The organism is Reella acinonychis, from assembly GCF_052828705.1.
The window spans coordinates 1584625-1596830 of sequence record NZ_CM128256.1 but is presented as its reverse complement, the minus strand read 5'-3'; the positions used below and the strand labels follow the sequence as shown (position 1 = coordinate 1596830).

Sequence of the window (12206 nt, the reverse complement as noted above, 5' to 3'; positions counted from 1 at the left end):
CTTTTATAAATTACAAATAATCATTTGGTGATTTTCAAAATATTTGAACATATTTCTAATATCACCCAGACTAGGTATTACAAGAGTTGGCGCTATTTCATACAAAGGTACAATAACAAATTCTCTGTTATGCATATCATAATGAGGAATAGTTAAGCGTTCCGTTTGCATAATAAGTTGATCATAAAGCAATATATCTAAATCTAAGGTGCGTTCACCCCAACGACGTAAGCGTACGCGTCCTTGAGCATTTTCAATGTGTTGCAAACTATCCAATAAATCAATTGGTGTTAATTCGGTATTTAATTCAACAACTGCATTCACATAATCAGGTTGATCCTGTGGGCCGAGCGGTTTACTTTGATAGAAGGAACTGGTTGCCACGACCTGAGTATTGGGTAATGCCGCTAATGCTTTTATGGCTGAATTTAATTGCTCAATAGGTTGTGCTAAATTGCTACCTAATGCGATATATGCCGTTGCCATTTGTTTTCCTTAATGACTGCTTTTTTTCTTACGAGGTCGGTAATAGCGTTTTTTGCTTTTTGGCGCATTTTTAGTTTGTTCTTTTACTAAAGAATTTCGCTGTTCTTGAGTGCTGAACTGATATTCATGCCACCATTTTGCTAACTCGATAGCTTCGCCACCTTCAATTTCAGCACGCATTGCCAGTAAATCATAGGCTGCGCGGAATTTCGTATGTGCCATGGTTTTTTCTGGTGCTTTACCAACACGTTTCATCAATTGTAATTGTAAAAACCAAATATCACGAATCACCCCCGTATGGCGACGAGGTGCTGCAAGTGTGGTGCAAAGTAGGTCCATAATTTCATTGCCCGCTAAAGCATGGGCATCATGGTTATTCAATCCACCTTCATTTTTGAGAATTTCCACTTTTTCACGTAATGGATACCAAAAAAATGCAGCAAATAAGAAAGCAGGATTAATACGTAGATTATCTGCAATGCGTTCATCAGTGGATCTGAGCGCTTGCACAATCATACGTTCTGCAAAGCTATCGCCTTTTTCAGTGAAATAGGGCATTAGCGCTGGGAAAAGTTGTTCAAATAAACCATACTGACATAGTAATTGATAGTTTTTTTCCCCCACACCAGTTTGCAAGAGTTTTAAGCTTTCATCAAATAAACGAGCTGGTGGAATATTTTTGAGTAGAGGCGCGAGTTCTCTAATTGGCGTTTCACTGGCTTTATCCAAGAACATATCAAGTTTCGCCATAAAGCGAATTGCGCGTAGCATACGAACAGGATCTTCTTGATAACGAACAACAGGATCGCCGATTAAACGTAATTTACCTGCTTTGAGATCTTCAATGCCCTGATAATAGTCTAATAAGGTGTTGTTTTTAGGATTGTAATATAGGGCATTGACAGTGAAGTCTCTGCGTTCTGCATCTTGCTCTAAATTACCGTACACATTATCTCTCAATAACATACCATCTTCATTTTTCTTCGCTTGACCTTCGGACAAACTATTTTGATGGCCTGCTCGGAAAGTCGCAACTTCAATAATATCGCGACCAAACATAATATGCGCTAATCTAAAGCGTCGTCCAACTAAACGACATTGACGCTGAAATAATGCTTGAATTTGCTCTGGACGCGCATTGGTGGCAACATCAAAATCTTTTGGTTGCTTACCCAGTAAAAGATCACGCAAACATCCCCCAACAATATAGGCCTCATAACCATTACGTTGCAGTTTCTCTACAATATAAAGGGCATTTTTACTAAATTGACGAGGATTAATGCCAACCAAGTTTGCTTTGATTGCTTGCTTATGCTGGTTAGAAACCTGTTCTGAGTTTTTAATAGGTTGTGACTGTTTGACAACGCGATTAAGATTAGGCGCTGTTCTTTCAGCTTGTTGAGATTGAGGCTGTTGGTGCTTTTGATTAAACAGCTTTTTTATATAGTTTAAAATAATAAACTCCACAAATAAAACAAGGGACGCATTTAAAAATGCGCCCAACTTTATTATTTACTTGATTATTGTTTAGGGGAAATTAGAAACCCATTTGTTTTTCACGTACTTCCGCTAAGGTTTTGCAATCAATACAAAGATCCGCAGTTGGACGCGCTTCTAAACGGCGAATACCAATTTCCACTCCACAAGAATCACAATAACCGAAGTCTTCGGTATCCAATTTCTTTAATGTATTTTCGATTTTTTTCATTAATTTACGTTCACGATCACGCGCACGTAATTCAAGGCTAAATTCTTCTTCCTGCGTCGCACGATCTGCTGGATCGGGGAAATTTGCCGCTTCATCTTGCATATAAGCAACAGTGCGACTTGCTTCATCCACAATTTGATCGTGCCAAGCTTGCAGGATTTTACGGAAATGAGCGATTTGATTTTCGTTCATGTATTCTTCGCCTTCTTGTTCCTGATATGGCGAAACACCTGCTAACGCTAAAAGGCTTAACGAGGATTTATTTGTGGTCGTCATTTTGTTCTCCAATTCATATTATGCTTGCTTGTGTTTTGTTCCATTCACATCAAACAGGATAAAAAAATGCCCTAATAAATTAGGGGGGAAATTTTGAAGGCGTATAAATATCAGAAGTTGAAACAATAAGCAAATGAAATCGTATAATTTTACATTTTCTTTACTTATTTTGTGATCTTAGTTCCAAAAAACGTGGACTAAATTTGCAGTGACCGATTTTCTATCATTAATTTACCCAAGATAGTTATCAAAAGTGCGGTGGAAAATGGCAAAGTTTTGGTTTGGGCGAATTTTTATTAATCATATTCAAAATTTGATTAACATTGATTGGCTGGTTTATAGCCTAATTCTGTCTGCTATTTCATTGTATTATTTGCCCGAAACTTATTTGCTCTATTGGTGGCAAGCATTAGCATCTGCATTGTTATTTGGCGCTTGTTCTTATTGTTTTAACAAGTGGACGAGAATAAAAAAAGTTGTTCATTTTTTATGTTTATTTTCTCTTACATTAGGTTATTTCCATTTTCATGCTTTATCGTTATTAGCACAGGCGAACTTTACGCCTTATCACCTCAAAGCAAATTTCAAAATTTTAAAAATCCAGCAGCAAAAAGATTATCAAACCTTAATCATTGAATTAAAACAGCCTGATTCGAATTCTCCTCAACGTTTATATACCAATTGGCAAGTAAAGGAAATGCCTAAAATGGGCGAGGTTTGGCAAGGGAATTTGCATATTCGCCCCATTTCTTCCAGATTAAATCAAGGTGGTTTTGATCGACAAGCGTGGTATTTGTCGCAAGGTATTACTGCAACAGCAAGGATAAAAAGTGCGGTGAAAATATCGCAAGATTTTTCTTGGCGAGAAAAATTGTTTGAATCCGTTTTAAAAAAAACGCAAGGTCTAAAACAACAAGGATTATTGCTAGCATTGGGATTTGGCGAGCGTGCCTGGTTAGAGGAAGAAACGAAACAACTTTACCAAAATAGTAATACTGCACATTTGATGGCGATTTCGGGCTTACATATTGGTTTAGCCATGGCGATAGGATTTTGGCTTGGGCGAATAGGGCAGTATTTTTTGCCAACCCATTGGATTACACCGACATTTCCTATTTTGGCAGGATTATTATGCGCTATCATTTATGCTCAATTGGCAGGTTTTGCTGTCCCTACCTTCAGAGCCATTGTCGCACTCTGTTTATTGTCTTTATTTCGGTTGAATAGGGGATATCATCATCTTTGGCAATTGTTTTTTGCGGGTACTGCTTTGTTGTTATGTTGCGATCCCATGATGATTTTATCCACGAGTTTTTATTTATCTGTCGGTGCTGTTGGCAGCCTGTTACTATGGTATCAACTTGTGCCTTTTTCTGTATTCAGTTGGCAAGGCAAAGTATTACCCGCTAAAGTGCGGTGGATTTTTGCTTTGTTTCATTTGCAATGCGGTTTATTTCTCTTTTTTGCCCCCATTCAAGTTGCACTATTTGGCGCTTTTTCTTGGCAATCTTTATTCGCCAATTTATTAATTGTGCCTTTATTTAGCTTTGTTTTAGTACCTATCGTGTTGCTTTCTATTTTGATGCAGGGCGCATTTGAAAGTTGGCAATTTGCGAATTTTATTGCAGAAAAAATAACCTCATTACTCATTTATTTTCAGCAAGGTTGGATCTATTTATCTAATCTACAAATCATGTTTATTACGTTTATTATCTGCGCATGTTGTCTGTTGTGGCTTATTTTGGTTTGTTATCAAGCTAAGCCATTTTATTGGCTACGAAATGGGATGGCGATATTATGCAGCATTTTGTTGGTGAAAATCGCAACAACAATGTGTTTACAACCTGATTGGCGAGTGGAAATGTTGGATGTAGGGCAAGGTTTATCTGTCTTAATTGTCAAAAATCAACGGGGAATTTTATATGATACAGGCGCGAGTTGGGGCAATTCTTCTATGGCGGAGGTGGAAATTTTGCCTTATTTGCGCCGAGAGGGGATTGATTTAGATTATGTTGTGGTGAGCCATGATGACAACGACCATTCTGGTGGTGCGAGGAAAATTCTGCAAGCCTATCCAAATGCGATGTTAATTAGCGCTTCTCAACAAAACTATCAAGAAAAACACCGCACTTTTTGCCAAAAAGATCAAATTTGGCAATGGCAAGGGTTGAAGATTGAAGCGCTTTCACCAACACATGTAGTTGAAAAAGCAAGAAATGCAGATTCCTGTGTATTATTGATTTCTGATCAGAAACATCGTCTTTTATTATTGGGCGATGCGGATACCATAGTCGAACAGCAAATTCTTGCCCGATTTGGTGAGCAATTAGGGGAAATTGATATTTTGCAAGTGGGGCATCATGGCAGTAAAACTTCCACAAGCCAAGCGTTGATAAAGCGAATTGATCCTCAAATTTCATTAATTTCAACCAGTCGTTGGAACCCTTGGCAATTTCCACATTCAGTCGTGTTGCAACGGCTTAAGCAGGCAAAAAGTGCGGTGTATAATAGCGCAGTTTCTGGGCAAGTTTCGCTGCAAATTACGCAAGATGATATAAAAATTAAAACAGCACGTAATAGCTTGAGTCCATGGTATCAACAAATAATAGGGCAAACACAAAGGGATTAATGGGGTTTAATTTGGCTAATTGCGCAAATAATTGTACAATGCGTACAATTTATAACTACAGATCAGATTATGAAAGAAAAAGATATTTCTGTATTTAAAACCTTCAAACGTTTATGGCCTGAAATTGCACCTTTCAAAGCAGGATTGCTCGCCGCAGCAATCACTTTGGTATTAAATGCACTCATTGATTCAGGGTTGATTTATTTATTAAAACCGCTTTTAGATCAAGGCTTTGGACAAGCAGATCATGCTTTCTTAAAGCTGATGTCTTTGTTGATTGTGGTGTTTATATTATTCCGCGGTCTGACCAATTATGTTTCTACTTATTGTTTAGCTTGGGTGTCAGGCAAAGTCGTGATGAATTTACGTCGTCGCTTATTTAAACATTTAATGTTTATGCCAGTGCCTTACTTCGATCAACATCCAACAGGACGTTTATTATCTCGTGTCACCTACGATACAGAAATGGTGGCGAGTTCCTCTTCTAGTGCCTTGGTCACAATTGTTCGTGAAGGTGTCTATTTAATTTCATTATTTGTGGTTATGATCTACACCAGTTGGCAACTCTCCGTCGTGTTATTTGTGGTTGCACCTGTTATCGGCGTGTTAATTGGATTTGTATCGAAAAAATTCCGCCAACTTAGCCGTAATATTCAAGACAGTATGGGCGCCTTGACCATTACCACCGAACAAATGTTAAAAGGGCATAAAGTCGTATTGTCTTTTGGTGGGCAAAAAGTCGAAGAAGCGCGCTTTAACGAAGTGAGTAATGATATGCGTCGTAAAGGCATGAAAATTGTTTCTGCTGACGGTATTTCAGATGGTTTAGTTCAACTCATTGCCTCTTTGGCTCTTTCTGCGGTGCTTTATGTGGCAACTTTTCCTGATGTCATGAGTGAAAATTTGACCGCAGGTTCTTTTACTGTGGTGTTTTCTTCCATGATGGCGATGATGCGTCCGCTAAAATCATTAACCAATGTCAATTCACAATTCCAGCGTGGAATGGCGGCTTGCCAAACCCTATTTGAGTTTTTGGATTTAGAAGAAGAAAAAGATCATGGCACTTATGAAGCAGAGCGTGTGAAAGGTGATGTTCAGTTCAATAATGTCGCTTTTGCTTATCAAGGCAAAGATGAACTCGCGTTAAATCACCTTTCTTTTGATATTCCAGCTGGTAAAACGGTGGCATTGGTGGGGCGTTCAGGTTCAGGCAAATCCACAATTGCTAATTTATTAACTCGTTTTTATGATATCAATCAAGGCGAAATTTTACTTGATGGTGTTAACATCCAAGATTATCGCTTAGCGAATTTGCGTCAACAATGCTCGGTTGTATCGCAACAAGTGCATTTATTTAATGATACCGTTGCCAATAATATTGCTTATGCTGCAACAGATAAATACAGTCGCGAACAAATTATTGAAGCAGCTCGTGCGGCTCATGCGTTGGAATTTATTGAAAAGCTCGACAATGGATTTGATACAGTAATTGGCGAAAATGGGGCGAGTTTATCTGGCGGTCAACGTCAACGTTTAGCCATTGCTCGTGCATTGTTGCGCAACTCGCCGGTTCTCATTTTGGATGAAGCCACTTCTGCGTTAGATACCGAATCAGAACGCGCAATTCAAGCTGCTTTAGATGAGCTTCAAAAAGATCGAACCGTTTTAGTGATTGCACATCGTTTGTCCACAATTGAAAAAGCCGATGAAATAATTGTCATTGAACATGGTGAAATTAAAGAGCGAGGAAGTCATCAAGCATTGTTAGCGCAAAATGGTGCTTATAAGCAATTACATTCAATGCAATTTTCAGGCTAAATAGCCGCTAATATAGGGCGAGGTTAAAACTCGCCCATGGAGCAATAATGAAATTTTGGTATTCTCACTCCTTCATTTCTTACTTACTTTTACCCTTTTCACTGATTTTCTTTATTATCAGTAAGTTACGTCGTTTTTTATTTCAATCTGGCATACTTAAATCCTATAAAGCCCCTGTTCCTGTTATTGTTGTAGGCAATTTATCTGTGGGTGGAAATGGCAAAACGCCAGTCACCATTTGGTTAGTGCAGCAATTGCAACAAAAAGGCATAAAGTGCGGTGTTATTTCACGAGGTTATGGTAGTCAATCTACAACCTATCCATTATTAGTCGATGGAAAAACTGATCCTATTCTGGGGGGCGATGAACCTGTATTAATAGCCAAACGGACGGGTGTTCCTGTTTGTATTTCGCCGAATCGCCAACAGGCAATTGAATTACTGTTACAGCATTTTGATTGTGATCTGATTATTAGTGATGATGGCTTGCAACATTATAAATTACAACGAGATATGGAAATTGTGGTGATGGACGCCAAACGCGGTTTAGGCAATGGATTTATGTTACCAGCGGGTCCGTTACGGGAATTAGCAAGCCGATTAGATGAAGTGGATTTCGTTATTGGCAATGGTGGTGAGAACCAATATACCCACGCGGTTATGCAGCTTGTGCCAGAATATGCGGTTAACTTAGTGACGCAAGAAAAACGATTGTTGTCAGAATTTAATCAAGTTGCAGCTATCGCAGGAATCGGTCATCCGCAGCGTTTCTTTGATATGTTACAAGCCTTAAACATCCATATTATTCAAGCAAAAGCTTTTCAAGATCATCAAAAATTCAGTATGGATTTATTCCAAGAATTTGAAGGCAGCAAGCCATTATTAATGACAGAAAAAGATGCGGTAAAATGTGCTAAATTTGCGCAAGATAATTGGTGGTTTGTTCCAGTAGAAGCAAAAATTTCTGGGCAGAAATTGACCGCGCTTTTAGATAAAATAGTTGAAAAAACTCAAGGATAACAATATGACTCAGTTTACTGTAATTATTCCCGCTCGTTTTTCTTCCACTCGTTTACCAGGCAAACCCTTGGCAGATATCGCAGGCAAACCTATGATTCAACATGTATGGGAAAAGGCCAAGTTATCAGGGGCTAATCGTGTGATTGTAGCGACGGATAATGAAAAGGTACGTGATACAGTAGTGGCTTTTGGTGGCGAAGTTTGTATGACTTCTCCAACGCATAATTCAGGAACGGAACGTTTAGCTGAAGTGGTCGAAAAGCTGGCGATTCCATCGGATGAAATCATTGTAAATATTCAAGGTGATGAGCCATTAATTCCGCCAGTAATCGTCAGCCAAGTGGCAGAAAATTTAGCTAAATATCAAGTCAATATGGCAAGCTTATCAGTGAAATTTGAGAGTGCAGAAGAATTATTTAACCCTAATGCGGTGAAAGTGATTACTGATAAATCAGGCTATGTGTTGTATTTCTCCAGAGCGGTTATTCCTTGGAATCGCGATAAATTCGCCAATTTAAATCAACTGAATTTGAATGAACTTCCATTAGAAGATAATTATTTCCGCCATATTGGCATTTATGCTTATCGCGCAGGCTTTATTCGACAATATGTGCAATGGCAACCAACAGCGTTAGAACAAATAGAAAGCCTCGAACAATTGCGTGTGCTGTGGAATGGTGAAAAAATCCATGTGGAACTCGCAAAAGAAGTACCAGCTGTAGGCGTTGATACACCAGAAGATTTGGAAAAAGTGCGGTCTATTTTGGCTTAGTTTTTCGTAATGAATAAAAAAGGAGCAATAGCTTCTTTTTTATTTGTGAAAAATTAACCGCGCTTTATTGAGTAAAATCAATGATTATATTTCCCTTTACAAGTTATAAATTATCTTTTAATATTTATCTTGTTTTATATTAAAAAATAAGTGGAGATTTTATGAAAAAGGCTTTTTTAGCAACATTATTATGTTCTGTAGCAGCTTCGGTGCAAGCACATCGTGTGTGGATGCAAGCTGATCATACTCATGAAAATGAGATTTTAAAAGCAGATTTAGGCTATGGAGAATTTCCTCATTTAGAGCAAATTCCAGAAAAACGCTTACATTTTTTTGAGCGTGGTGTGACTTTATTTGGTGCTGATGGCAAACAAAAATTGGTGCAAAAAAGCGATAAAAACTATCATTTTGAAACTGCACAGCCAGTAAAAGAAGGAAGCTATATTTTAGCCGGTGAATATAAACCAACATTTTGGTCTAAAAATGCAGAGGGTTGGAAACAGGCTGATATGAAAAATATGGATAAACCAACTTACTGTGAATTGACCTCAATGTATGGCAAAAATATTGTGAATGTAGGCCATGAAAGTGCGGGTAAAGATGTCATTAGTAAGCCAATTGGTCACCAATTAGAAATCGTACCATTAGATAATCCAGCCAATATTAATGTTAGTGATTTATTTAAAGTAAAAGTACTTTATCGTGGTGAGCCATTACCAAATGTGACTTTAACTGCAACCTTTGATGGCTTTGATACAGCAGATCACAGTAAAACTCATAAAGTTGAAGCACAAGCATTCTCAGATGTGACTGCAGACGATGGCACAGTAAATATTATTCCATTACGTCAAGGTTTTTGGAAAGCACAAGTGACTTATGAAGTGCCGTTTAAAGATCCTGCACAATGCCAAGTAGAGAAACATTACGCGACATTAACTTTTGATATTGGTAGAACATATCACTAATTGCCTAAGTTGAAATCAATTCATCAATTTGGCATAATTACTCGGAGAGCAAGCCTGATAAACCCTTGTGAATAGACAAGGGTTTTCTTTATTTAGTGAATACTATGTTCGATTATAAACCCTTCTTAAAAAATGTGCCTCATCACCCTGGTGTTTATCGAATGTTCGATAAAAGCGATACAGTGATTTATGTTGGCAAAGCAAAAGATCTGAAAAAACGTTTATCGAGCTATTTTCGTACAACATTAAGTAGTAAAAAAACAGAAGCCTTAGTGGCAGCAATTGAACGAATTGAAACCACGATAACCAGTTCAGAAACAGAAGCCTTATTATTAGAACATAATTACATTAAAACCTATCAACCTCGTTATAACGTCTTATTACGAGATGATAAATCCTATCCTTATATTCTATTAACTCAAGAACGACATCCTCGTATCACTGCTTATCGTGGTGCCAAAAAAATTAAAGGCGAATATTTTGGGCCTTATCCCCATGCAAGTGCGGTGCGAGAAACTCTTTCTTTGTTACAAAAACTGTTTCCCATTCGTCAATGTGAAAATTCAGTGTATAAAAATCGTTCTCGCCCTTGTTTACAATATCAAATTGGACGTTGCTTGGCTCCTTGTGTCTCTGGCATTGTGAGTGATGAGGATTATGAGCAGCAAGTGGAATATGCGCGTTTATTTCTACAGGGCAAAGATCAGCAAGTTTTGGATCATTTAATCAAAAAAATGGAGCAGGCGAGCGTAGAGCTTGATTTTGAAAATGCCGCTCGCTTTCGAGATCAAATCCAATCTGTGCGTTCCGTTATTGAAAAGCAATTTGTGAGCAATGAAGGATTGGATGATATGGATATTATCGCGATCGCTTATCAATCGGGCATAGCTTGTGTTCAAGTGTTATTTATTCGACAAGGCAAGATTTTAGGTAATCGTAGCTATTTCCCTAAGGTGCCAGCAAATACGGATTTGACAGAATTGATCACTACTTTTGTCGGTCAGTTCTATTTACAAGCTCATCAAGGAAGAACTGTTCCGAATAGTATTGTGATAGACAATAAAATTGAAGAAAAACATGAGTTAGCTACTTTGTTATCTGAACAAGCAGGGCGAAAAGTGGCTATCCAAGATAACGTAAAAGGGCAGAAAAGCAAATATGTGCAGTTGGCGCAAATGAATGCCAAAGCAGCATTAAATCTAAAACTCAAAGAAAGTAGTTTAATCAGCGAACGTTATCAAGCCTTGCAGAATTTATTACAGATTGACGAAATTCGACGGATGGAATGTTTTGATATTAGTCATACCATGGGAGAACAAACCATTGCTTCTTGCGTTGTTTTTAATCAAGATGGGGCAATGAAATCGGATTATCGTCGCTTTAATATTGAGGGGATTACTGGTGGGGATGATTATGCTGCAATGGAAATGGCATTGAAGAAACGCTATGACCGAGATTTAGAAGAAGATAAAGTGCCTGATGTTATTTTTATTGATGGTGGTAAAGGGCAACTTAATCGAGCATTACAGGTTTTTGAACAGCTTCAAGTAAAATGGGATAAAAATAGACCGCACTTAATTGGTGTAGCAAAAGGTGTGGATCGACGAGCGGGGCAGGAAACCTTAATTTTGAGCAAACAAGGCAAAGAAATTCATTTGGATCCTGATGATTTAGCATTGCATTTAATTCAATATATTCGTGATGAAAGCCATAACCATGCCATTACAGGACATCGCAAGAAACGCCAAAAAGCCTTCACGCAAAGTGGGTTAGAAACTATAGCAGGCGTAGGAGCAAAACGCCGCCAAGCATTATTGAAATATTTAGGTGGTATGCAAGGGGTGAAAAATGCGAGCCTTGATGAAATCGAGTCTGTGCCAGGGATTTCTAAAACGCTGGCGGAAACCATTTTTGAAACCTTGCAAAATTGATATGAGGTAATGATGACAGACATTGAAATTCATCCTTTTGAGCCGATTTTGCCTCGAAAAGCGAAAGTCATGATGATGGGGACTTTTCCGCCACCGCCAGATAAATGGAGTATGAATTTTTATTATCCTAATTTCCAAAATGATATGTGGCGTATTTATGGTTTGGTGTTTTTTAATGACAAGCAATATTTTCAAGTTGAAGGTGAAAAGCGTTTTGATGCGGAAAGGATAAGGGCTTTTTTATATGATAAAGCGATAGCTTCTTGCCCAGCAGTATGGAAAGCTATTCGAGAGCAAGGCAATGCTTCGGATAAATTTTTGAAAATTGTTGAGCCAATCGATTTAGCTTGGGTATTAGAACAGGTTCCTGAATGTGAATGGATTTTTACAACAGGTGGTAAAGCAACGGAAGCTTTGTTTCATTTAACACCAGAGAAATTAAAAGAACCTAAAACGAATGAATTTATTGATTTTCCTTTTGCGGATCGAACGTTAAAATTATATCGAGTCCCCTCTAGTTCAAGGGCTTATCCTTTAAGTTTAGAGAAAAAAGCGGCAGCTTATCGTCAATTTTTTCAATTGGCAGGCGTGTTATAAGGAAT

10 protein-coding genes are annotated in these 12206 nt (G+C 38.0%); 7 read left to right on the top strand and 3 right to left on the bottom strand.

The features are described from left to right. Positions 1–3: 3 nt before the first annotated feature. From folK to dksA, 3 genes are all read right to left on the bottom strand, one after another. Positions 4–486 (bottom strand): 2-amino-4-hydroxy-6-hydroxymethyldihydropteridine diphosphokinase, encoded by a 483-nt coding sequence (gene folK, locus ACUXZ4_RS07865; RefSeq protein ID WP_464972658.1) that lies wholly within the window; start codon positions 484–486, stop codon positions 4–6. A gap of 9 nt (positions 487–495) precedes the next feature. After that, positions 496–1830 carry a polynucleotide adenylyltransferase PcnB gene (gene pcnB / locus ACUXZ4_RS07860; protein ID WP_464974018.1) on the bottom strand — a complete coding sequence of 445 codons (1335 nt, stop codon included), beginning with the start codon at positions 1828–1830 and terminating at the stop codon, positions 496–498. Positions 1831–2023: 193 nt separating this feature from the next. Further along, entirely contained in the window at positions 2024–2470 is a 447-nt protein-coding gene (gene dksA / locus ACUXZ4_RS07855) for an RNA polymerase-binding protein DksA (protein WP_464972657.1), read from the bottom strand. A gap of 265 nt (positions 2471–2735) precedes the next feature. Here dksA and ACUXZ4_RS07850 point away from each other — a divergent pair, with 265 nt between their 5' ends. The 7 genes from ACUXZ4_RS07850 (at position 2736) to ACUXZ4_RS07820 (ending at position 12201) form a co-directional block, all read left to right on the top strand. Beyond that, entirely contained in the window at positions 2736–5099 is a 2364-nt protein-coding gene (locus tag ACUXZ4_RS07850) for a DNA internalization-related competence protein ComEC/Rec2 (protein ID WP_464972656.1), read from the top strand. Positions 5100–5168: 69 nt separating this feature from the next. Further along, the gene (gene msbA, locus ACUXZ4_RS07845) at positions 5169–6917 is read left to right on the top strand and encodes a lipid A ABC transporter ATP-binding protein/permease MsbA (protein WP_464972655.1); all 1749 of its coding nucleotides are present in this window, start codon (positions 5169–5171) and stop codon (positions 6915–6917) included. A 47-nt stretch (positions 6918–6964) separates the two neighbouring features. Then, positions 6965–7936 (top strand): tetraacyldisaccharide 4'-kinase, encoded by a 972-nt coding sequence (gene lpxK / locus ACUXZ4_RS07840; RefSeq protein ID WP_464972654.1) that lies wholly within the window; start codon positions 6965–6967, stop codon positions 7934–7936. A 4-nt stretch (positions 7937–7940) separates the two neighbouring features. After that, a complete protein-coding gene (kdsB, locus tag ACUXZ4_RS07835) occupies positions 7941–8708 on the top strand; it encodes a 3-deoxy-manno-octulosonate cytidylyltransferase (RefSeq protein WP_464972653.1) in 768 nt (255 codons plus the stop codon). Between the two features lie 161 nt (positions 8709–8869). Further along, positions 8870–9673 carry a DUF4198 domain-containing protein gene (locus tag ACUXZ4_RS07830; RefSeq protein WP_464972652.1) on the top strand — a complete coding sequence of 268 codons (804 nt, stop codon included), beginning with the start codon at positions 8870–8872 and terminating at the stop codon, positions 9671–9673. A gap of 104 nt (positions 9674–9777) precedes the next feature. Further along, positions 9778–11604 carry an excinuclease ABC subunit UvrC gene (gene uvrC / locus ACUXZ4_RS07825; RefSeq protein ID WP_464972651.1) on the top strand — a complete coding sequence of 609 codons (1827 nt, stop codon included), beginning with the start codon at positions 9778–9780 and terminating at the stop codon, positions 11602–11604. 9 nt (positions 11605–11613) lie between these two features. Further along, a complete protein-coding gene (locus ACUXZ4_RS07820; RefSeq protein WP_464972650.1) occupies positions 11614–12201 on the top strand; it encodes a DNA glycosylase in 588 nt (195 codons plus the stop codon). Positions 12202–12206 lie beyond the last annotated feature (5 nt).